At 63.8% G+C, this 20071-nt stretch carries 21 protein-coding genes and 1 riboswitch; of the genes, 10 read left to right on the forward strand and 11 right to left on the reverse strand.

The window, feature by feature from the left end; translation table 11 throughout:
• Positions 1-33: 33 nt before the first annotated feature.
• A complete protein-coding gene (gene hppD / locus BM269_RS05925; RefSeq protein ID WP_090436094.1) occupies positions 34-1161 on the reverse strand; it encodes a 4-hydroxyphenylpyruvate dioxygenase in 1128 nt (375 codons plus the stop codon).
• A 127-nt stretch (positions 1162-1288) separates the two neighbouring features.
• On the opposite strand from hppD, the gene BM269_RS05930 reads away from it, so the two are divergent.
• The 4 genes from BM269_RS05930 to BM269_RS05945 all read left to right on the forward strand — a co-directional run bounded on the left by BM269_RS05930 (position 1289) and on the right by BM269_RS05945 (position 3923).
• Complete coding sequence (locus BM269_RS05930) at positions 1289-1810, forward strand: Lrp/AsnC family transcriptional regulator (RefSeq protein ID WP_028103119.1); 522 nt, start codon at positions 1289-1291, stop codon at positions 1808-1810.
• On the forward strand, positions 1807-2589 hold the full coding sequence (locus tag BM269_RS05935) for a hypothetical protein (RefSeq protein WP_090436095.1): 783 nt from the start codon (positions 1807-1809) through the stop codon (positions 2587-2589). The genes BM269_RS05930 and BM269_RS05935 overlap by 4 nt, the downstream gene beginning before the upstream one ends.
• The gene (locus BM269_RS05940; protein ID WP_090436096.1) at positions 2586-2933 is read left to right on the forward strand and encodes a hypothetical protein; all 348 of its coding nucleotides are present in this window, start codon (positions 2586-2588) and stop codon (positions 2931-2933) included. The genes BM269_RS05935 and BM269_RS05940 overlap by 4 nt, the downstream gene beginning before the upstream one ends.
• Before the next feature lie 78 nt (positions 2934-3011).
• The gene (locus tag BM269_RS05945; RefSeq protein WP_090436097.1) at positions 3012-3923 is read left to right on the forward strand and encodes a bile acid:sodium symporter family protein; all 912 of its coding nucleotides are present in this window, start codon (positions 3012-3014) and stop codon (positions 3921-3923) included.
• Here BM269_RS05945 and BM269_RS05950 read toward each other — a convergent pair.
• Genes BM269_RS05950 through BM269_RS05970 form a run of 5 tightly spaced genes read right to left on the reverse strand, consistent with a single transcriptional unit; the run spans position 3865 to position 9136 of the window.
• Complete coding sequence (locus BM269_RS05950; RefSeq protein WP_090436098.1) at positions 3865-4659, reverse strand: substrate-binding periplasmic protein; 795 nt, start codon at positions 4657-4659, stop codon at positions 3865-3867. The genes BM269_RS05945 and BM269_RS05950 overlap by 59 nt on opposite strands.
• Positions 4660-4670: 11 nt before the next feature.
• On the reverse strand, positions 4671-5351 hold the full coding sequence (locus tag BM269_RS05955) for a GNAT family N-acetyltransferase (protein ID WP_090436099.1): 681 nt from the start codon (positions 5349-5351) through the stop codon (positions 4671-4673).
• Positions 5352-5360: 9 nt separating this feature from the next.
• Complete coding sequence (locus BM269_RS05960) at positions 5361-6452, reverse strand: tRNA nucleotidyltransferase/poly(A) polymerase-related protein (RefSeq protein WP_090436290.1); 1092 nt, start codon at positions 6450-6452, stop codon at positions 5361-5363.
• A gap of 5 nt (positions 6453-6457) precedes the next feature.
• Positions 6458-7177, reverse strand: a complete 720-nt coding sequence (locus BM269_RS05965) for a glutathione S-transferase family protein (protein ID WP_090436100.1) — start codon at positions 7175-7177, stop codon at positions 6458-6460.
• Between the two features lie 18 nt (positions 7178-7195).
• Complete coding sequence (locus BM269_RS05970; RefSeq protein WP_229204515.1) at positions 7196-9136, reverse strand: lytic transglycosylase domain-containing protein; 1941 nt, start codon at positions 9134-9136, stop codon at positions 7196-7198.
• A gap of 63 nt (positions 9137-9199) precedes the next feature.
• On the opposite strand from BM269_RS05970, the gene BM269_RS05975 reads away from it, so the two are divergent.
• A complete protein-coding gene (locus tag BM269_RS05975; protein ID WP_090436102.1) occupies positions 9200-9784 on the forward strand; it encodes a 5-formyltetrahydrofolate cyclo-ligase in 585 nt (194 codons plus the stop codon).
• 78 nt (positions 9785-9862) lie between these two features.
• On the opposite strand, the gene metF is transcribed toward BM269_RS05975, so the two are convergent.
• From metF to ahcY, 3 genes are all read right to left on the reverse strand, one after another.
• Complete coding sequence (metF, locus tag BM269_RS05980) at positions 9863-10690, reverse strand: methylenetetrahydrofolate reductase [NAD(P)H] (protein WP_090436291.1); 828 nt, start codon at positions 10688-10690, stop codon at positions 9863-9865.
• Positions 10683-11033 (reverse strand): phage holin family protein, encoded by a 351-nt coding sequence (locus BM269_RS05985; RefSeq protein ID WP_090436103.1) that lies wholly within the window; start codon positions 11031-11033, stop codon positions 10683-10685. Before BM269_RS05985 ends, metF begins: the two co-directional genes overlap by 8 nt.
• Before the next feature lie 90 nt (positions 11034-11123).
• Positions 11124-12539: an adenosylhomocysteinase gene (ahcY, locus tag BM269_RS05990; protein ID WP_090436104.1), complete on the reverse strand. Its 1416-nt coding sequence runs from the start codon at positions 12537-12539 to the stop codon at positions 11124-11126.
• Between the two features lie 31 nt (positions 12540-12570).
• Positions 12571-12635, reverse strand: a riboswitch (S-adenosyl-L-homocysteine riboswitch).
• Between the two features lie 190 nt (positions 12636-12825).
• Here ahcY and BM269_RS05995 point away from each other — a divergent pair.
• The gene (locus BM269_RS05995; protein ID WP_090436105.1) at positions 12826-13353 is read left to right on the forward strand and encodes a VPLPA-CTERM sorting domain-containing protein; all 528 of its coding nucleotides are present in this window, start codon (positions 12826-12828) and stop codon (positions 13351-13353) included.
• A 56-nt stretch (positions 13354-13409) separates the two neighbouring features.
• Here the strand turns inward: BM269_RS05995 and metK are convergent, their stop codons facing one another.
• Positions 13410-14573 carry a methionine adenosyltransferase gene (metK, locus tag BM269_RS06000; protein WP_090436106.1) on the reverse strand — a complete coding sequence of 388 codons (1164 nt, stop codon included), beginning with the start codon at positions 14571-14573 and terminating at the stop codon, positions 13410-13412.
• 188 nt (positions 14574-14761) lie between these two features.
• Between metK and BM269_RS06005 the strand changes: the two genes are divergently transcribed.
• Genes BM269_RS06005 through dapF form a run of 3 tightly spaced genes read left to right on the forward strand, consistent with a single transcriptional unit; the run spans position 14762 to position 17375 of the window.
• A complete protein-coding gene (locus BM269_RS06005; protein ID WP_090436107.1) occupies positions 14762-15622 on the forward strand; it encodes a lysophospholipid acyltransferase family protein in 861 nt (286 codons plus the stop codon).
• Positions 15619-16515, forward strand: a complete 897-nt coding sequence (locus BM269_RS06010; RefSeq protein WP_090436108.1) for an LpxL/LpxP family acyltransferase — start codon at positions 15619-15621, stop codon at positions 16513-16515. Before BM269_RS06005 ends, BM269_RS06010 begins: the two co-directional genes overlap by 4 nt.
• Positions 16512-17375 (forward strand): diaminopimelate epimerase, encoded by an 864-nt coding sequence (gene dapF / locus BM269_RS06015; RefSeq protein ID WP_090436109.1) that lies wholly within the window; start codon positions 16512-16514, stop codon positions 17373-17375. The genes BM269_RS06010 and dapF overlap by 4 nt, the downstream gene beginning before the upstream one ends.
• A 17-nt stretch (positions 17376-17392) precedes the next feature.
• On the opposite strand, the gene BM269_RS06020 is transcribed toward dapF, so the two are convergent.
• Positions 17393-18646 (reverse strand): SEL1-like repeat protein, encoded by a 1254-nt coding sequence (locus tag BM269_RS06020; protein WP_090436110.1) that lies wholly within the window; start codon positions 18644-18646, stop codon positions 17393-17395.
• Between the two features lie 298 nt (positions 18647-18944).
• Here BM269_RS06020 and BM269_RS06025 point away from each other — a divergent pair, with 298 nt between their 5' ends.
• A complete protein-coding gene (locus BM269_RS06025) occupies positions 18945-20039 on the forward strand; it encodes a porin (protein ID WP_090436111.1) in 1095 nt (364 codons plus the stop codon).
• The last annotated feature ends 32 nt before the right edge of the window (positions 20040-20071 follow it).

Here is a 20071-nt window from a genome sequence, read left to right on the forward strand (position 1 = left end):
GCTGCCGGGATTCTTTCAACCGGTAAGCCGGTGTCAGGCGGCCGACTTCGAAGGGTCGTCCAGCACGCCGCGGCGGATCTGGTCCAGCTCGATCGATTCAAACAGCGCGCGGAAGTTGCCTTCGCCGAAGCCCTGGTCGCCCTTGCGCTGGATGATCTCGAAGAAGATCGGCCCAATCACGTTCTGGGTGAAGATCTGCAGCAGCAGTTCGCGCTCGGTTTCATTCGAATGGCCGTCGATCAGGATGCGCAGGCGGCGCAGCTCTTCCACGTTTTCGCCATGGTTGGGCAGGCGGCGGTTGACCAGCTCATAGTAGGTCTCGATCGTGTCCTGGAACACGATGCCCTGGTTGCGCAGGCCCTGCACCGAATCGTAAATGCCATCCGTGCCCAGCGCGATGTGCTGGATGCCTTCGCCGTGGTACTCATTCAGGTACTCGGCGATCTGCGACTTGTCGTCCGACGATTCATTGATCGGGATGCGGATCTTGCCGCATGGCGAAGTCATGGCCTTCGACTTCAGGCCGGTCAGCTTGCCTTCGATATCGAAGTAGCGCACTTCGCGGAAGTTGAACAGGCGCTCGTAAAAGTCGGCCCATTCCTTCATGCGGCCGCGGTGCACATTGTGGGTCAGGTGGTCGATATAGGTCAGGCCATTGCCGACCGGGTTGGCTGCGGCGCCTGGAATGGCCACGAAGTCCGCGTCGTAAATCGAGATATCGCCGATGGCGCCGGTCGGCTTGCCGTCGGCCGAATTCTTGCCGCGCCAGCGGTCGACCAAATACAGCAGGGAGTCGCCCACGCCCTTGATGGCGGGGATATTCAGCTCCATCGGGCCGGTTTTGTTGTCAAAACCCCACGCGCCCAGTTCCAGCGCGCGCTGGTACGCGAAGGCAGCATCGTCCACGCGGAGCGCGATGGCGCACACGGACGGGCCGTGCTGGCGGGCGAAGCGCTGGGCAAACGAATCCTGTTCGGCGTTGATGATGAAGTTGATATCGCCCTGGCGGTACAGGGTCACGTCCTTGTGGCGGTGACGGGCGATAGCGGTGAAGCCCATGTTTTCGAACAGCTTGCCCAGGGCTTTTGGATCGGGTGCCGCGAACTCGACGAACTCGAAGCCGTCGGTGCGCATGGGGTTTTCCCAGGGGGTGAATTTCATGGTGCGTCTCCCTATTAGAATTGCGCACAGTATAGTCCCCTGCATGCGACATTTAATTGCAAACATTTCCCAACATTGCTTGGATTGAGCAATAATATTGCGAGAACACCGATCGAAAGAGGAATTTATGACCAAGATTGCGCTGGATAAAACGGATCGCAAGATATTGTCCATCTTGCAGACGGATGGCCGGCTGTCCAACCAGGATGTTGCAGAGCAAGTCAACCTCTCCCCCTCCCCTTGCCTGCGCCGCATCAAGCGCCTGGAAGAGGAAGGCGTGATCCGCCAGTACGTGGCGCTGCTGGATCCGGACAAGATCGGCCTGGGCCTGCTGGCCTACGTCAATGTGCGCCTCGAAAAGCACAGCGACGCCGCCGCACACAGCAACGCGCGCGCGCTGGGCGTGAACCCGACCGGCACCTCGCCGCGCGCCGACTTCGCGGTGGCCGTCGAACAGTGGCCGGAAGTGGTGGCCTGCTATGCCATGACCGGCGAAATGGATTACCTGCTGCGCGTGCACGTGGAAGACATGGACCACTTCTCGCGCTTCATGATGGCGACCCTGCTGCGCCACCCGGCCGTGCTGGACGTGAAGTCTTCCTTCGCCCTGCAACGCATCAAAGACACCACCGCCCTGCCTCTCGTATGATGAAAAAACTCAAACTCACCCTTGCCATCCTGTTGTGCGGCGCCACGTCCCTGGCGTCGGCCGATGAATTTGCAGCTTACAAACTGGCCGCCACGCAATTCCGTGCGTTGCCGCAACCGGCCCGGGCTGCCTCGCCGAAAGCGGCGCCATTGTTTGCGATTCTGACGGATAGCCGGCGCTTCCTCGAGAGCCGCAGCTTTGCGGCTTCCGACATGGCAAAACTGCGGGACATGTGCGGGACGTCGGCAAACCTGATGGCGGCCTACATGCTGGAAGGTACGCAGGCCGCCGCCGCGGCTGCGGGCAAGGACCAGCAAAAGGCCAACGCCGCGGTCATCGCGCAGGCAACGCGAAACACCAGGGTGTTCCAGGACGAACTGTCGCAGTTGATTCCCTTCGCCGCCCGTTGCAATGCACACCTCGTCCCGGTCACCGAGGCGTTCATCGCCAAGTTGCCCCCGGAACAGGTCAACGAGCCGCGCCTTGCCGGCGTGCGCCAGATGCAACAGGGAGTATTCGATACCGTGCGCGGCACCGTTGCCATGCTGGCGCACAAGGAGATGGACGAGGCTCAACTGGTGCGCATCACACGCAGCGTCGCCATGTCGGCGCCGGCGTATGCATCGATCCTGCCCCTGGCCATGCGCGACCAGCTGAAAAGCCTGGCGAGCACCGCGCAGGGCATGGTCACCGCCGAACAGGCAAAGCTTCTGGCGCAAGTGGTGCAGGCCATGCAGGACCGCAAATGCAACCAGCTGTGCATGGTGTCCGGTAAATGAGCAAGCCGGCGCGCGCAATGAACGCCGGCGCCGGGCCTTCCCTGTGGCTTGCCATGCTGAAAGGGGCGCTGGCCGCTCCCATGCTGGCGCTGCCAGTGCTGATCCTGGCGGGAGACCGCGTTCTCGGGCCGGCCCCGTCGGGCTATGCCGGCACCGGCTTCGGCGCCGTGGTGGTCCTGTTCCTGCTCGCCGGCCAATTGGCCGCGGCCATCCTGGGCGCGGTGGCAGGCGCAATCTGGCTCAGGAAGCCGCGCCACCGCCTGATGACATGGAGCGTAAACGTGCTGGCCTTGCTGGGCGCCGCCATCATCGGCCTGCTTTCCTTCGCCTTGCTCACCAGGTAGTTGCCGGCGCCGCCCGGGTCGTGTCAATATTAAGACAATGACAAGCTCGCCATACGCGGGCAACAAGGAGACCCCGCCATGCAAGGAGACATCGTCTCAACCGTGCTGCTGCCGCTAGCACTCGCCTTCATCATGTTTTCCCTTGGGCTGGGCCTGACGCCGGCCGACTTTGGCCGCATCGTGCGGCAGCCGCGCGCCCTGCTGGTGGGAGTGGCATGCCACTTCATCCTGCTGCCGCTGGCTTGCTTCGGCATGCTGCAGGTAGCGGGTATCGGCGGCGCCTTCGCGGTGGGTTTCATGATCCTGGCCGCCTGCCCCACCGGCACCACCTCCAACCTGCTCACCTACATCGCGCGCGGCGACGTGGCGCTGGCCCTCAGCTTTACCGCCGTGGCCAGCGTGCTGACCATCTTCACGCTGCCGCTGATCGTCTCCTTCGCGCTGGAGTTTTTTGCCGGCAGCGGCCAGAAGGTGGCGGCGCCGGTGGGCGCCATGATGAAGCAGATGGTGCTGATGCTCGGCCTGCCGGTTGCCATCGGCATGACGCTGCGCTACTGGAAGCCTGGTTTGGGCCAGCGCATCGAAGGCACTTGCACGAAGATCGCGTCGGTCCTGTTCATCCTCATTGTCGTGGCGGCGGTAGCGAAGAACTGGGTGCTCTTGCGTGACAACTTCCATACCCTGGCGCCGTTCGCCCTGGCGTTGAACGTCACCATGCTGGCCTGCGGCTTCGGCATGGCCTGGCTGGCCCGTCTCTCGCGCCAGCAATCGGTCACGCTCGGTATCGAAACGGCGATCCAGAACGGCACCTTGGCGATGGTGATAGGCAGCAGTGTGCTCAAACAGGATGCATTCGCCCTGCCGGGCGCCTTGTACGGGGTGCTGATGTACGTCAGCGGGCTGGCGTTCGCCTATGGCATGCGCCGCGCGGTCAATCGTGTTCATGCTGGCGAACCAGCGGTTGCTCCAGGCGCTGGTAGTCCGCCGTAGCACGTACCTTGGCGATCGCATTCCAGATCGCCTCGAAACGCTTGGGCTCCTTGTCGTAGGCCTTGTTCCCCACCATCAGGTGGAAGTCGAACGTGGCGAACGGCTGCTTGGCCAGCACCACGCGGCCCAGGAAGCGGGGGTCTTCCTTCAGCAGGTTTTCCGCATCGCGCCCCATCAGCACAGCGACGTCGGCGCTGCCGGCAGCCAGCAGGCGCAAACCCTCTTCCGCCGTCTTGGGCGTGTCGATCACAGTCTGGCCGCGCGCCTGCAGCATGTCCACGATGTAATAGCCGCGCTGCGCCACCACCAGCTTGCGCGGGTTGACCAGGGTCTTGCCGTCCCAGCTGGCAGCGCTGTCGACGCGCAGGTACAGGTCGACGTGATCGCGGTACATGGCGCGCTCCGGGTCCTGGGAGCCATCGGCCTTGGTCGGCGGCCGGCTGTAGGTGCGCCGGCGGGGATTGTCGGACGGGCCCACCATGGCGTCGATCACGCCGGTGCGGGTTTCCTCTTCACAGCGCTTCCACGGCCGGGCGACAAAATTGATCTGGTCGCCGGTGATCCTGGCTGCGCGTTTCAGCAATTCGATATTCAGGCCGGTACCGTCCGGCATGGTCCACGGCGCCTGGGGGATGTCTTCATAGCAGAATTTCAAGGGCGCGCCCGCCGCCTGCGCCAACGCCAGCGGTGCGGCCATGGTGACGGCTAAAGCAATGCTGCGCAGGGCGAATGGCATGAAAGCCTCCTCTACTTTTCGTCCGATTTTACTCCAGGGATCTTGTCGAGTAGTTTAGTGGCGGCCCGGACGTTGGCTTTCAGGGCGTAATCGAACGATGCGAGCTGCTCTTCCATCGCTTCCTGCAACACGCTGGCCGGGTCGGCAGGGCCGAGTTTGAGGTAGGCGTCCGCTTCGCCGTAGTCGCGGTGGATTTCCATCCCGGCCTTCTTGGCGATATGGATCATGGTGGCATTGGACGACAGGCAGTGCATGTACAGGGTGTCGACGTCGTTGTTGCGGCAGGCCATGTTGGCGCGTTCGAACAGCCGGGAGCCGATGCCGAGCCCGCGGGCGGACCTGGAGACCGACACGCCGAATTCCGCCACCTGGTCCTTGGCGGTGGCCTTGTGCTTGTCCGCGTCGCGCTCGGCAAAGGCGAGGTGGCCGACCGCCACCAGCGTGAACACGCGGTTGTAGACGCCGAACACCAGGTCGCGGTCGAAATCGATGCCGCCCACGTAGCGCGTGATCTGCTCGTCGTTGACCGGCGAGCCGAAACGCAGCAGGCGGTCGTGGCGCTCCAGCGCGAGGAAGTGCTTGAGCATGCGGCGGCGGTCGCGTTCGCGCAATTCCTTGACCGGCACGGTCGGCCGGTCCCGGCCGCCGAACAGGCCGCGCAAGGGATTGCGGAAGAAGTTAAGGCTGGTCATCGGGGTCTCCTACGCGCCGATCGTCGCTCGCACCGCTTGCACGCGCGCCGCACGCACCAGTTCAGGAATCATGTGTGGTTGACCCGCGCAGCCTTGCGCGATGTCACCTGCGTTGACGGCGCGCGCGGCGTCCAGCCCCTTGGCCAGCAACGCGCGCTGGGCGGACGATGCGCCGCCGGCACATTCGGCGGCCGCCACCATTTGCGCGAAGCGCGCCGGCTTGCGGAAACCATCGCAGCGCTCGAACAGGCCGACCAGCTGCGCGGCGTCCAGTGCCAGGGCCCGATCCACGCTGCCGCGCTCGCGCGCAGTCATCACCGCAAGGTCGCGGCATTCGGTCGGCACCTTCAGCCGCTTGCTGGCCTGCTCGACCTGCGCCACCGCCAGCGCCAACGTCAGCGCGGCAAAGCGCACCGGCAAGTCGACGTCCGCTGCCGCCGCACGGTCGATGACCGGCGCCACGGCGAAGCCGTCGCCGATTTCAGGAATGATGTGCGCCAGGGCGCCGCAATCGCGCAACGCTTCCAGCATGCGCGAAGGCTTCTGCTCCATCAGCCCGCGCGCAATTTCCTGCCACACGCGCTCAGGCACCAGCGCATCGACCTCGCCCTCTTCCACCATGCGCTGCATCAGCGCGTTGGTTTCGGGCGCCACGCGAAAATCCGGGTAGCGCGAGGCAAAGCGCGCCAGGCGCAGGATGCGCACCGGGTCTTCGGCGAAAGCGTCCGACACGTGGCGGAAAATGCGGTCCTTGATGTCCTGCCGGCCGTTGTAGGGATCGACCAGCGTGCCGTCGTCGCCGCGCGCGATGGCGTTGATGGTCAGGTCGCGCCGCACCAGGTCCTCCTCCAGCGTCACGTCGCTGGAGGTGTGGAACACGAAGCCCTTGTAGCCGGGCGCCGTCTTGCGCTCGGTACGCGCCAGCGCATATTCGTCCTGCGTTTGCGGGTGCAGGAACACCGGGAAATCCTTGCCGACAGGGCGGAAGCCGGCTTTCACCATATCTTCCGGCGTAGCGCCAACCACCACGTGGTCGTGGTCCTTGACCGGCAGGCCAAGCAATTCATCGCGCACCGCGCCGCCGACCACGTAAGTCTTCATCACCATCAATCGTCCGGCATCTCCGCGTCGTGCAGTGGCGCGGTTTCAGTTTCAGCCAGCGCGCCGGCAATCCAGGCCTCGACCGCCGGGTGGCTGCGCATACGCTCGCAGTAGGCCGCCAGCGCCGGCGGCAGCACTACGCCGTAGGTCTTGAAACGGCACACCACCGGTGCGAAGAAGGCGTCGGCAATCGAGAACTCGCCGAACAGGAATTCATTGTGGCCGAAGCGGCTCAGGCACTCCTCCCACATTTCGCTGATGCGGCCGATATCGGCCTGGGTGGCCGGCGTGCGGCCCTTGCCCGGGTAGCTGCCCTTGATGTTCATCGACATCGTGCTGCGCAGGCTGCCGAAGGAACTGTGCATTTCGGCGCAGACCGAGCGCGCCAGTGCACGCGCCGCCACGTCGCGCGGCCACATCGGCTTGTCGGGGAACTGCTCGGCCAGGTATTCGCAGATCGCCAGGCTGTCCCAGATCGCGAGGTCGCCGGCCAGCAGCACCGGCACGCGGCCGCTGGCGCTGTACCTGGCGATATTGTTGGAGGTGTCGGGCTGGTCGAGCAGCACGCGCACTTCGGTGAACGGGATATTGAAGGCCTTCATCGCAACCCACGGGCGCATCGACCACGAGGAATAGTTCTTGTTGCCGATGATCAGGGTCAAGCCCGGCGCACGCGCCGCGGCGAGGGTTTCGGCAAGTTTCGGGTCGAGTTCTGTGGTCTGCATGGTTCCTCTGGTCTGGTATTAACGGCCGCCGTAGGCGGCTTCCTGTTGTTCCTGCTCGGTGTAGCCCTTCGGCGTGACGGTGCTGCCCAGGCGCGCCTTCAGCGATTGCGGGCGGCCATCGAACAACGCTGCATAGTAGGTGGCGTTGACCATCACGTTTTTCACGTAGCCGCGCGTTTCCGAGAATGGAATCGATTCGATGAAGATGGTGCTGTCCATCGGCTTGGTCAACTGCGTGCGCCAGGAGCGCAGCCGGCCCGGCCCGGCGTTGTAGGCCGCGGTGGCCAGCACTTGCGAGCCGTCCATGCTGCCCAGGACCATGTTCATGTAGTTCGCGCCCAGCAGGATATTGGTCTTCACGTCCGTCAACATGCCCTGCACGAAATCGGTCAAGCCGATCTTGCGCGCCACCCAGCGCCCCGTGGATGGCATCACCTGCATCAGGCCCGAGGCGCCGGCCGAGGATTGCGCGTCCATCACGAAGCGCGATTCCTGCCGGATCAGGCCATACACCCAGGCGCGGTCCAGGCCCAGGGTGCTGGTGGTCGGCTGCATGATGTCGTCGTGCGGCACCGGATAGCGGTGCGTGTAGTCGGCCTGCAGGCGGGTCTTTTCGGAGGTATACACCATGCGGTCCAGCACATGCCTGGCACGCGCGAATTCGGCGGCGGCGATCAGTTCGCGTTCGTTCAGGCGGCGCGTTTCCCAGTTCCACTCGCGCGTGCCTTCAAAGCGCAGGCGCATTTCGAAGAACTTGAGCGCGCGTTGCAGGCCCGGATTGGTGGCGATGGCTGCCATTTCGGCCGGCGTCGGCGCCGGACCCGGCGGCGGGATGGTCACCAGTTGGCCCAGCTCTTCGCCGGCCAGGATGCCGTAGTAGCTGGACTGCTCGGCAATGCTGCGGTAGGCGGCCAGCACCTCCGGCGTATTGCTGCCGGCTTCGGCGGCATTGGCGCGCGCGTTCCAGTAAGTCCAGGCCGGATCCTTGCGCAGTTGCGGCGGCATGGCGGCAATGGTGGCCTTCACCGTTTTCCAGTCGCGTTCACGCAGGGCGATGCGGGTCTTCCATTGCATCTGGTCGCTGGACAACGGCGCTCCCGCCGCTTTGGCCCAGTAGCCGGCCGTGTCGGGCGAGAAGGAATAGGACGAGACCAGCGCCAGGTTGGCCCAGCCGATGGCGCGCTCCTGCGGCGTCAGGTGCGGCGCATTCTTTTCCAGCGCCATCCGCGCCAGGTTCATGCTGGTGCGGGCAGCGCGGCCCAGCGCCACCAGGAAGATCTCGTGGTCGGCGCGCGTGCTGCCTGCGCCTTTGGCCAGCGCCAGCGTCGGCAAGTCCACTGCCTGGCCCATTTTCTTGTCCGAACCATTCAGCAGCATCACGACGCGCTTGGCCGGGCCGGTGGCATTGGTTTCGCCGGCCAGGCGCACCTGGGTCCACAAGTCTTCCTCGGTGAACTGGCCGGCCTGCGCCAGCGCCGCGATCAGCGCGCCGCAGCCTTCGCCATAGTAGGGCGGATACACCAGCAGCACGCGCGCGTCGGCGGCGACGTTCTGGCCCTTGGAAAGGCGCGACAGCAGGTTGTAGCACTTGACCTGGGTATCGTCCTGCAGCACGAACTGCGGGAACTGTTCATCGAAGGTGGCCCACTCGCGCTTGCGGCCCAGTTCCAGCAGCCAGTCGTTGCGCATGCGGTCGGCGATGGCGCTGCCCTGGTATTTGCCCAGGAAGGCGCGCACTTCGGGATCGGTCGCTTCCTTGAAGCGGGCTTTCAGGCGATAGTAGTCGACGTAGGAAGGAATCGAGTAATCGGCCAGGCGGGCGGCGTAAAACTCGGCTTTGGCGGCGTCGTCGCGCCGTACCGAATCGCGCAGCAGGAGGAAGGCATCGTCTTCCTTGCGGCTGTCGCTTGCGTTATCCTGCGCCATGGCCAGTGGCGCGGCGGCGCATGCTGCAACCATCAGTGCGCCGGCTATCCATTTCGAGGTGGAAATCAATGTACGACTCTCAAGGTAATTCACGATATGACCAGCCCAACTAGGATACCACGCAACCCCGACGGCCAGCCAGCATCCGGCAAGGCGGAATTGCGCAAGCTGATGCTGGCGGCGCGCCGCGCGCTGGCGCCGGAAACGCGGGCGCGGTGGGACCGTGAAATTGGTGCGAAAGTGGTCCAGTGGTGGCGCGCATCCGGTGTCGGCGCGCTGGGGGTGTATTGGCCCTTGCGCGACGAGCCGCACCTGCATGCCTGTTATGCGGAATTGGCGCAACTTGGCGTGAAACTGCTGCTGCCGGTGGTGCTGGAGAAGGATGCGCCGCTGGCGTTCGCGGAATGGACGATCGGCGAGCCGATGGTGAAGGATGCGATGGGGGTGGCGGTGCCGGCCACGTTGCGGCTGGCGGAGCACTATCCGCCGGCCTTGCTGATACCTTGCCTGGGCTATAACCCACAGGGCTACCGGCTCGGATATGGCGGCGGTTTCTACGACCGCACGCTGGCGCGCCAACCGCGCCCGGTCACCGTGGGGGTGGCCTATCGCTGCTTGACGGTGGAATTCGGGGCGGGCGAGCACGATGTTGCGCTCGACCGCATCATCACCGAAGACTGACACCGGCCTGCGGCGGCCGCCGCCCCCGTGTCAGCCCCCCGTGTCAGACCCTGCGGGCCCGACACGGGTTTGCCGGTTCTAGACCAGCCGGTTCCACAACGCCGTGGTGGCGACGGCCTGGTTCATCGAGTAGAAGTGCAACCCCGGTGCGCCGCCGGCCAGCAGGCGTTCGCACAGGTCCGATACCACGTCCAGGCCAAACGCCTTGATCGAGGCCGAATCGTCGCCGAACGACGCCAGCTTCAAACGCACCCAGCGCGGAATCTCGGCACCGCACATGTCCGAGAAGCGCATCAGCTGCGTGTAGTTCGTGATCGGCATGATGCCGGCCACGATCGGCACATTGACACCGGCCTTCTGCGCCGCGTCGACGAAATGGAAGTAGGCGTCGGCATTGTAGAAGTACTGGGTGATGGCGGCATTGGCGCCGGCATTCACCTTGCGCACGAAGGCCTGCATATCGTCCTGCGGCGAACGGGCCTGCGGATGCACTTCAGGATAGGCCGCCACTTCGATATGGAACCAGTCGCCGGTTTCGGCGCGCACGAATTCCACCAGCTCGTTAGCGTAGCGGAACTCGCCCGACATGCCGTAGCCCGAAGGCAGGTCGCCGCGCAGCGCCACCAGGCGCTTGATGCCGTGCGCCTTGTATTGCTGCAGGATGGCGCGGATCGATTCGCGGGTGCCGCCGATGCAGGACAGGTGCGGCGCGGCTTGTTCGCCGGCCTCCATGATCTCGAGCACGGTGTCCAGGGTACCCTGCTGGGTCGACCCGCCGGCGCCAAAGGTCACGGAGAAATACTTGGGATGCAGCTCGGACAGTTTGGCGCGCACGACGCGCAGCTTTTCCGTCCCTTCCGCCGTCTTGGGCGGGAAGAACTCGATACTGAAATTATGGTTAGCCATCATTGTCTTTCAACAGGAGGGTAGACAAGGCCCAGGAAATCACGCTGTACAGCAGCGCGGCAAGGATGGCATAGCCAAAGCTGTCGACGTGGAAGCCGTCCACCACTTTCGCCACCAGCCAGAACATCAGGCCGTTGATGACGAAGATGAACAGGCCGAGCGACAGCACCGTCACCGGCAATGTCAGCAGCAGCAGCAGCGGGCGCACCAGGGTGTTGACCAGGCCAAGCAGGAGGGCAGCAACCAAAGCGGCGCCAATGCTTGTGACACTGACGGAATGCATAAGGTAAGGCACCGCGAACAGCGCGGCGGCATTGATTATCCAGGTGAGGACCAAACGCATATATTCATTCTCGCTTCTTGAAAACCGGGGAACCGGTGCCTGCCCCGCAGGGTCAGGCACCTGAAACGCGGCAGTTCCGCTTTACTGGTTTTAGTAACGGTAGTGTTCAGGCTTGTAAGGGCCTTCGACCTTGACGTTGATGTACGCCGCCTGCTCTTCGGTCAGGGTGGTCAGCTGCGCGTTCAGCTTCTTCAGCTGCAGGCGCGCGACCTTCTCGTCCAGGTGCTTCGGCAGGGTGTACACGCCGACCGGGTAAGCCTTGGTGTTGGCGAACAGTTCGATCTGGGCGATGGTCTGGTTGGCGAACGAGGACGACATCACGTACGAAGGGTGGCCGGTGCCGCAACCCAGGTTCACCAGGCGGCCTTCGGCCAGCAGGATGATGCGCTTACCGTCAGGGAAGATCACGTGGTCGACCTGCGGCTTGATGTTCTCCCACTGGTACTTCTTCAGGGAAGCGACATCGATCTCGTTGTCGAAGTGGCCGATGTTGCAGACGATCGCCTGGTCCTTCATCTTCAGCATGTGCTGTTCGGTCAGGATGTGGTAGTTGCCGGTGCAGGTCACGAAGATGTCGCCATGTTCAGCGGCGTAATCCATGGTCACCACGCGGTAGCCTTCCATGGCGGCCTGCAGGGCGCAGATCGGGTCGATCTCGGTCACCCACACTTGCGCCGACAGGGCGCGCATGGCTTGCGCCGAACCCTTGCCCACGTCGCCGTAGCCGGCGATGACGGCGATCTTGCCGGCCACCATCACGTCGGTGGCGCGCTTGATGCCGTCCACCAGGGACTCGCGGCAGCCATACAGGTTATCGAACTTGGACTTGGTGACGGAATCGTTCACGTTGATGGCAGGGAAGGCCAGTTTGCCTTCCTTGTGCATCTGGTACAGGCGGTGCACGCCGGTGGTGGTCTCTTCGGTCACGCCCAGGATGTGCGGCAGGCGCTTGGAGTACCAGGTCGCATCCTTGGCCAGGTGGGCCTTGATCGAGTTGAACAGGCAGATTTCCTCTTCCGAACCCGGCTTGTCCAGCACGGAGATGTCTTTCTCGGCGCGGGCGCCCAGGTGCAGCAGCAGGGTGGCGTCGCCGCCGTCGTCCAGGATCATGTTGGAGTACACGCCTTCACCTGGCCATTCGAAGATGCGGTGGGTGTAGTCCCAATAGTCGGCCAGGGTTTCGCCCTTGACAGCGAACACCGGCGTGCCGACGGCAGCGATCGCCGCGGCGGCGTGGTCCTGGGTCGAGTAGATATTGCAGGACGCCCAGCGCACTTGCGCGCCCAGTGCTTCCAGGGTGCGGATCAGCACTGCGGTCTGGATGGTCATGTGCAGCGAGCCGGTAATGCGTGCGCCTTTCAGCGGCTGCGCAGCGGCGAATTCCTCACGGATGGCCATCAGGCCCGGCATCTCCGTTTCGGCGATCTTGATCTCTTTTTCGCCCCAGGCGGCCAGGCCGATGTCAGCGATGATGTAGTCTTGGGAGTCTTTGAGTACGGCGTTCATCACGCCCTCCTTTCAGTGTGTTGAAAAAAGTAACGTGAGCGCGGTGTTGATGATTCCGAGCCTGGCCAGGCTTGCTGGTCGCAGCGCTCCTCGGAGATGCGGGATTGTATCACTCAAACGTTCCCAAGCACACAGCAGCGGCCTGCGGCACTAAAAGTTGACTGTCGAAAATATTTACACTCAAGTTCTCAGATGAAACAAGAATTGAATGTTTTCAATTACTTACGTTCCTGGCCTGCAACTTGCTTAGCAAGGAAGTCCGTTCAACCTTGTCAATGAGAAATACATGAAAAAACTGTTGGCCTCCGTAGTCCTGATGGGCGCATCCATTGCCGCCCAAGCTTCGCCTATCAACGTCTCCTTCGCATTCACCAACGTGGCGACCGGTTCGTTCACCTATGATTCGAGCCTGGATGGCACGCTGATCGACTATTCCGATCTGAGCGCTTTCAACCTGACCTTCCAGGGTGCCTCGACCTCGAGCTATGATTTGGCTTTCATCAACTCCGGCAATTTCACCGTCTGGAACTACCTGAATTTCAATTCCGCGACCGACAGCTTCGTGACGAACAACATCGCCGGCTTCCCGACCACCATGGCCGCCATCAAGAACAGTTTCGGCCAAGGCTTCTTCGTGCGTGACGACAGCAAAATCATCGTCGACTACGCCGGCGGCGGCAACCGTACCTACCAGGCACTGGAAATCAGCGTCGACCGGGGCACCCCGCCTAACGACGTTCCGCTGCCAGCCACCCCGCTGCTGACCGCCATCGGTTTGGCCGCCCTGGCCCTGGTGCGCCGCCGCAAGGCCTGAAGCAGGATAAAAAAAACCGGCCATTGGCCGGTTTTTTTTTGCTCGGGACAATTGCTTTACAGGCCGGCCGCAGCGCGCAGGATCGCTGCCTTGTCGGTACGCTCCCAGCTGAATTCCGGCTCTTCGCGGCCGAAGTGGCCATAAGCCGCGGTCTTGGCGTAGATCGGGCGCAGCAGGTCCAGCATCTGCACGATGCCTTTCGGGCGCAGGTCGAAGTGCTCCTGCACCAGCTGGGCGATCTTCTCGTCGGAGATCACGCCGGTGCCTTCGGTGTACACGGTGATGTTAATCGGGCGTGCCACGCCGATCGCGTACGACACCTGCACCTGGCACTGGCGCGCCAGGCCGGAAGCCACCACGTTCTTGGCCACGTAGCGGGCGGCGTAGGCTGCCGAACGGTCCACCTTGGACGGGTCCTTGCCGGAGAACGCACCGCCGCCGTGCGGGGCTGCGCCGCCGTAGGTGTCGACGATGATCTTGCGGCCGGTCAGGCCGCAGTCGCCCTGCGGGCCGCCGATGACGAAGCGGCCGGTCGGGTTGACCAGGAACTTGGTGTCCTTGATCCATTCGGCCGGCAGCACCGGCTTGATGATCTCTTCGATCACCGCCTCTTCAATTTGCGAGTGGCTCATCTCGGGCGCGTGCTGGGTCGACAGCACCACGGTATCCACGGCAACCGGGCGGCCATTCACGTAGCGCAGGGTGACCTGCGATTTCGCGTCCGGGCGCAGCCATGGCAGGCGGCCATCCTTGCGCAGCTGCGACTGGCGCTCGACCAGGCGGTGCGAGTAGTAGATCGGCGCCGGCATCAGTTCCGGGGTTTCATCGCAGGCGTAGCCGAACATCAGGCCCTGGTCGCCGGCGCCCTGGTCCAGGTCGATGCCGGCACCTTCGTCGACGCCCTGGGCGATGTCCGGCGATTGCTTGTCGTAAGCAACCAGCACGGCGCAGCCCTTGTAGTCGATACCGTATTCGGTGTTGTCGTAGCCGATACGCTTGATGGTATCGCGCGCTACTTGAATATAATCCACGTTGGCGTGGGTGGTGATTTCACCTGCCAGCACCACCAGGCCGGTATTGCACAGCGTTTCCGCGGCGACGCGGGCGCGTGGGTCCTGGCTGAGGATGGCATCCAGAATCGCATCGGAAATCTGGTCGGCTACCTTGTCCGGGTGGCCTTCAGAAACGGATTCGGAAGTGAAAAGGAAATCGTTGGACATCGCAAGCTCCTGACTTTGGTTCTAAATAACATTGTCGCAAAACCAATATAGCTTGCGACGCTTTAGCGAAGTTTGTATCCCGCCTCGCAAGTTGTCTGTTAACTCAGCGGCTACTGCAACGTGGTATTTTACGCTTCTTAAAAAATTTTTGTGCAGAGCAACGTAAAAATGCTCTTATAAATTAAGAAATGCTGTTAAGAATATTTCGCTTTTTCTCCATCTTCCCCTTGCCGCTGCTGCACGCCCTGGGCGTCGGGCTCGGCTGGCTGGTCTACCTGCTGTCTCCTGCGTACCGGCGCCGCATGCGCGCCAACCTGACCCAGGCCGGCTTTTCCGCCCAACTCGGCAGCGCTATCGGCGAAGCCGGCAAGGCCATTGCCGAACTGCCCTTCATCTGGTGTGCCGACCCGCAGCGCGTGACCGACCGCGCCACCGTGGAGAATTGGGACCTGGTGCAGCAATACCTGGATGCCGGCCAAGGCATCGTGTTCCTGACGCCGCACCTGGGCTGCTTTGAAATCACCGCCCAGGAAATCGCCCACCGCACCGAGCTGATGGTGATGTACCGCCCGCCGCGCAAGGAAGCGATGAAGCCGCTGATCGAAGGCGCCCGTGCCCGCAAGAACCTGTTGTTGGCGCCAGCCAATATGAGCGGGGTGCGCATGCTGGCCAAGTTCCTGAAGAAGGGCCGGCCGATCGGCCTGCTGCCCGACCAGGTGCCGCAGGAAGGCGAAGGCGTGTGGGCCGACTTCTTTGGCCGCACTGCCTACACCATGACCTTGCCGGCCAAGATGGCGCAACTGGGCGATGCCGTGATCCTGATCGTCTACGCCGAACGCCTGCCCGGCGGCAAAGGCTATGTGGTGCGCTTCGTGCCGTTCGAAGGCTCGCTGGCTGGCGATTCCGCAGCCCAGGCGCGTGCCATCAACGCCGCAATGGAAAAACTGATCGCGCGCTGCCCGGCCCAGTATTACTGGAGCTATAACCGCTACAAGGTACCGGCCGGCGTGGCCGGTCCGGGCGCCGCGGCGCAGGAGGCGTCGGCATGAGGCTCTTGCTTGGGATGATGTGGCTGCTGCACTGGCTGCCGCTGCCGGTGCTGGGCCGGCTCGGCAAGGCGGTCGGCAACCTGCTGTTTGTGGTGATGGGCCCGCGCCGCGAGATCGCGTTGACCAACTTGCGCCTGACCATGCCGGAATTGACCGAAGCGCAGCGTCGCGACATCGCGCGCCGGCACTTCCAGGCTTACTCGCGCAGCGTGTTGGAACGTTCGATCCTGTGGTGGGCCTCCGAACCACGCCTGCGCAAGCTGATCAAGGTGGAAACCAGCGCCGGCATGCCGGCCGGCCAGGTGCCGGTGGCCGCGATGACGCAACAGCCGACTATCCTGCTGTGCCCGCATTTCGTCTGCCTCGACGTGGGCGGTGCCGCGATCGCCATGGAAGCGTCGGCATCGTCCATGTACGTCGCGCAAAAGAACAAGGTCTTCGATGAAGTGCTGCGCGCCGGCCGCGCGCGTTTCAAGCCGGTCAGGCTGTTCACCCGCCAGGACGGCATCAAGCCCATCCTGCGTGCGCTGAAGGACAAGCTGCCCTACTTCATGCTGCCGGACATGGACTTCGGCGACAAGGATGCCGAATTCGTGCCCTTTTTCGGCGTGCCTGCCGCCACCCTGACTGCCACCGCGCGCATCGCCGCCGCAACCGGCGGCCAGGTGATGCCGGTGATCGCCACCTTCCTGCCCGATTATGCGGGTTACCGTGTGAAGTTCTATCCGGTGTGGGAGAATTACCCGGGGCCCGACATGGTGGCGGCAACGCGCCGCATGAACGAATTCATTGAAGAACGCGTCAGGGAAGCGCCTGCCGAATACTTCTGGACCCACAAGCGCTTCAAGACCCGCCCGGAAGGCCAGCCTTCCTTCTATTCGAAGAAACGATGAAACTCAAATTCACCAAGATGCACGGCGCCGGCAATGACTTCGTGGTCATTGACGCCATCAACCAGCAAGTCGACTTCAGCCCGGCCCAATGGCAGGCGCTGGCCGACCGCCGTTTCGGCGTGGGTGCGGACCAGATGCTGGTGGTGGAAAAGTCGAGCGTGCCGGGTTGCGATTTCCGCTACCGCATCTTCAACAACGACGGCGGCGAAGTGGAGCAGTGCGGCAACGGCTCGCGCGCCTTCGTCAAGTTCGTGGTGGAAAAAGGCCTGACCGCGGCGCGCAAGATCAGGGTGGAAACCCTGGCCGGCATCATTGAACCGCGCCTGGAGGACGATGGCAGCATTACCGTCGACATGGGCGCGCCGGTGCTGGAGCCGGCGCAAGTGCCGTTCGATGCCGACGGCTTGCAGGGCCAGCCGGAAGGCCGCGAAACCCTGTGGCCGCTGGTGCTGGAACTGGGCGGCCAGCGCGAGTCGGTGCAGGTGTCGGTGGTGTCGATGGGTAACCCGCATGCGGTGCAGGTGGTGGCCGATGTGGACAGTGCGCCGGTGGAACTGGTGGGCCCGCTGATCGAGCACCATCCACGCTTCCCGAAGCGGGTCAATGCCGGCTTCATGCAACTGCTGGAGCGCCAACATGTGAAGCTGCGCGTGTTCGAACGCGGGGCCGGCGAAACGCTGGCGTGCGGCACGGGCGCCTGCGCCGCGGTGGTGGCGGGCATCCGCCGCGGCTTGCTCGATTCACCGGTGCGGGTCGATGCGCGCGGCGGCCAGCTGTCGATTGCCTGGGCCGGCGAAGGCCGGCCGGTCTACCTGACAGGGCCGGCGGTGACGGTCTTTGAGGGTGAGATCACCGTCTAAAACCGGTCAAGCGGGTTTCACGCAGCCGCCATCATGTCGGCGCCCAGCCAGCTCTTGAGCCGGTACAGGCGCTGGCGGTAGTTTCCTTCCATATCCGCATCGACCTGCTCGAACAGCCGTACGATGCGATCGAGCTTCTGCCGCTCCGCCGCGGTGCGCACCAACACCAGGCGGCGCTTGCTGCGCCCATAGCTGGCGCGGATATCGACCACCAGGCAATGGCCCTGGTCGGCCGCCTTCACATCCAATAGCAACGCTTCGGCCCGCGTCAGGCGGAACATGGCCGCCAGTTCGATGCGCGCCGCCAGCAACGGCTGGCTGCTGAGGATTTCACGCGTCAGCAAAGGCAACAAGGGATCGGCCCAGCCGGCCGGCGGCGGTGGCGGCGCGATCCGCTCCAGCGCCTGCTGTGCTTCGGCACTGCCCTGCGCCGCTGCTTTCTGCAGCCAGTACACCGCCCGGACATCATTGTCTTCGGCGCCACGGCGCGCGCGCCAGGCATGGATGCCGCATTCGAGCTGCGCGCCGCTATGGCCCATGTCCGCCGCGCGCTCCAGGCAGGCATGGGCCTCGCTCGCACTGCGCTGGGAAAATTCGGGGCGGATATAAATGCGCGACATGGCAAACCAGGCGTCCGCCAGTCCTTGTTCGCCGGCCTGCGCCAGCCAGCGCAGGGCGCGCTTGAAGTTGACCGTGCCGCTGCTGGACTCCACCCGGTCGCCCTCGCTGTTCATGCGCGCCAGGTGCAGGCCCAGCGTCAGCTGGGCATCGCGGTCGCCGCCCTGGGCGGCCAGGGTGCGCAAGCGCAGCAGTTCGTCCTGGTCGGCGTCCGGCTCGGCCTCCAGTGCGCGCCAGGCCTCCGGCACGCTGGCCGGCAGCTCCGGGCCGGGCAGCGCCGCACGTGGCGGCGCGGCCGGCATGGCGGCCTGGCGCGACTGGCCGGCCGCGGCGGGCGGCGCCGGCTCGACGCGCCGCAACTGCCCCAGCACCCGCACCGCTGCCGGGATGCCTTCCTGCGCGGCGCGCACGAACCACTGCAAGGCCTGGGCCCGCGCAGGCTGCGCCACTTCGAAGGGGATATGGGCGCCAATCAGTCGCCAGGCTTCTTCCACGCCCTGGGTCGCGGCGCGGCAGAGCCAATGCAAGGCTGTCGGCATGTTTTGTGGCAGGCTGGCCCCGCCGAAAAGGTAGAGCTTGCCCAACGCGAGTTGGGCTGCGGCGTCTCCTGACCGCGCTCCCCTGATGATCACCAGCTCGTCTCGATTTGCCATCGATGTATCCGGTTCCAAGGAATAAGCTGCATGTCCAGTGTAGCCGCCCCACCAAAGGGTGGCGCATGACTCCCGGACTTTTTGATGTGTGACAAATGTGACAGGCCTAGCTTTCGGCTTCCTTACAGGTCTTGCACGAAATGAGCAGGCTGGCAAGCGTTTCAAAAATACAACAGGGGCGCCCGCTTTTGACCATTTTTCGTGCAGCTACATGACCAATCGGCCCGGATGCGGCGCGATCTGCACTTATCGTATAACCATCCCCGTACCCGGTTTGACTTATCAAAAGGACGAACACATGAAGAAATCGTTATTGGCCCTGGCCTTGATGGGCGCCTTCAGCAGTGCTGCCTTTGCGCAATCCTCCGTCACCATTTATGGCACGCTGGATGCCGGCATTACCAAGACCACCAATACGGCGAACACCGCCATTCAGGAAGCCAAACGCGACAACAACAGGCTGGGCTTCCGCGGCGTCGAAGATCTGGGCAGCGGCCTGAAGGCCCTGTTCCACCTGGAGATCCGCTTCGAACCCGACACCGGCACCATCGAAGGCGTCAACCGTCCGCTGTTCCAGGGCCAGAGCCGGGTCGGCCTGCAAGGCGGCTTCGGCACCATCCGCGCCGGCCGCGCGCTGACCTCGCTGCAGGAAACCAGCACCCAGTTCGAACCATGGTCCGGCATGCCGAACCAGGCCGGCTTCCAGACCGACATCATGGTCTCCGGCTACCGCACCTCCCTGTCCGGCAGCGGCTCCGATCCGTTCGGCCAGGCCGGCAACTCCGGCAACCGCTTCTCCAACGCGATCTGGTACAACACGCCGGTCTTCAACGGCTTCCAGCTGAACGTCAACATCGGCAGCAAGGAAAACAATGGCCTGCCCACGGCCATCGTCGGCCGCGGCACCGTGGCGGCGCCGCAGTATCCGGTGGGCTCGCTGGCCGGCGCCTATCCGTATTCGGTCAGCGCCACCTATATGGCGCCGGGCACCGCGCCGCAGTGGGCCATCTATGCCGGTACCGAACGCAATGCGACCGAGGTCAAGTGGCATTCGGTCGGCGCCTACTTCCGTCCGATGCCGGAACTGAAGCTGATGGCCAATTACGGCAAGCAGGACCTGGGCCACATCATGGCCGCCAACGACGGCATCACTGCCTGGATGCTGGGCGCCAACTACACTTATGGTCCCGGCATGTTCCGCGTGGGCTACGGCCAGAAGGATCCGGACGGCCAGCTCAAGACCAAACAGTTCTCGGTCGGCTACGAATACAACCTCTCGCCGCGCACCTACCTGTACCTCGACCTGTCGCAGAAGAAACTGCCGCTCACCGCGGCGTCGACCTCGGACGTCAACCAGAACCATTACGCGCTGGGCATCCACCACAACTTCTGAACCTGCACATGGCGGCCGGGCCCGCAGGGCCT

This window comes from Duganella sp. CF458 (genome assembly GCF_900113115.1).
Taxonomy (GTDB): domain Bacteria; phylum Pseudomonadota; class Gammaproteobacteria; order Burkholderiales; family Burkholderiaceae_D; genus Rugamonas.

Excerpts from the sequence above, each read along its gene's own strand:
- BM269_RS05985 (WP_090436103.1), bottom strand. The coding sequence starts at position 11,033 with ATGCGTTTGGTCCTCACCTGGATAATCAATGCCGCCGCGCTGTTCGCG.
- BM269_RS05995 (WP_090436105.1), top strand. The coding sequence starts at position 12,826 with ATGAAAAAACTGTTGGCCTCCGTAGTCCTGATGGGCGCATCCATTGCC.
- BM269_RS06005 (WP_090436107.1), top strand. The coding sequence starts at position 14,762 with ATGCTGTTAAGAATATTTCGCTTTTTCTCCATCTTCCCCTTGCCGCTG.
- BM269_RS06025 (WP_090436111.1), top strand. The coding sequence starts at position 18,945 with ATGAAGAAATCGTTATTGGCCCTGGCCTTGATGGGCGCCTTCAGCAGT.
- BM269_RS06010 (WP_090436108.1), top strand. The coding sequence starts at position 15,619 with ATGAGGCTCTTGCTTGGGATGATGTGGCTGCTGCACTGGCTGCCGCTG.
- dapF (WP_090436109.1), top strand. The coding sequence starts at position 16,512 with ATGAAACTCAAATTCACCAAGATGCACGGCGCCGGCAATGACTTCGTG.
- metF (WP_090436291.1), bottom strand. The coding sequence starts at position 10,690 with ATGGCTAACCATAATTTCAGTATCGAGTTCTTCCCGCCCAAGACGGCG.
- ahcY (WP_090436104.1), bottom strand. The coding sequence starts at position 12,539 with ATGAACGCCGTACTCAAAGACTCCCAAGACTACATCATCGCTGACATC.
- BM269_RS06020 (WP_090436110.1), bottom strand. The coding sequence starts at position 18,646 with ATGGCAAATCGAGACGAGCTGGTGATCATCAGGGGAGCGCGGTCAGGA.
- BM269_RS05935 (WP_090436095.1), top strand. The coding sequence starts at position 1,807 with ATGATGAAAAAACTCAAACTCACCCTTGCCATCCTGTTGTGCGGCGCC.
- BM269_RS05930 (WP_028103119.1), top strand. The coding sequence starts at position 1,289 with ATGACCAAGATTGCGCTGGATAAAACGGATCGCAAGATATTGTCCATC.
- metK (WP_090436106.1), bottom strand. The coding sequence starts at position 14,573 with ATGTCCAACGATTTCCTTTTCACTTCCGAATCCGTTTCTGAAGGCCAC.
- BM269_RS05960 (WP_090436290.1), bottom strand. The coding sequence starts at position 6,452 with ATGAAGACTTACGTGGTCGGCGGCGCGGTGCGCGATGAATTGCTTGGC.
- BM269_RS05975 (WP_090436102.1), top strand. The coding sequence starts at position 9,200 with ATGACCAGCCCAACTAGGATACCACGCAACCCCGACGGCCAGCCAGCA.
- BM269_RS05965 (WP_090436100.1), bottom strand. The coding sequence starts at position 7,177 with ATGCAGACCACAGAACTCGACCCGAAACTTGCCGAAACCCTCGCCGCG.
- BM269_RS05950 (WP_090436098.1), bottom strand. The coding sequence starts at position 4,659 with ATGCCATTCGCCCTGCGCAGCATTGCTTTAGCCGTCACCATGGCCGCA.
- BM269_RS05955 (WP_090436099.1), bottom strand. The coding sequence starts at position 5,351 with ATGACCAGCCTTAACTTCTTCCGCAATCCCTTGCGCGGCCTGTTCGGC.
- hppD (WP_090436094.1), bottom strand. The coding sequence starts at position 1,161 with ATGAAATTCACCCCCTGGGAAAACCCCATGCGCACCGACGGCTTCGAG.
- BM269_RS05940 (WP_090436096.1), top strand. The coding sequence starts at position 2,586 with ATGAGCAAGCCGGCGCGCGCAATGAACGCCGGCGCCGGGCCTTCCCTG.
- BM269_RS05945 (WP_090436097.1), top strand. The coding sequence starts at position 3,012 with ATGCAAGGAGACATCGTCTCAACCGTGCTGCTGCCGCTAGCACTCGCC.
- BM269_RS05970 (WP_229204515.1), bottom strand. The coding sequence starts at position 9,136 with ATGGTTGCAGCATGCGCCGCCGCGCCACTGGCCATGGCGCAGGATAAC.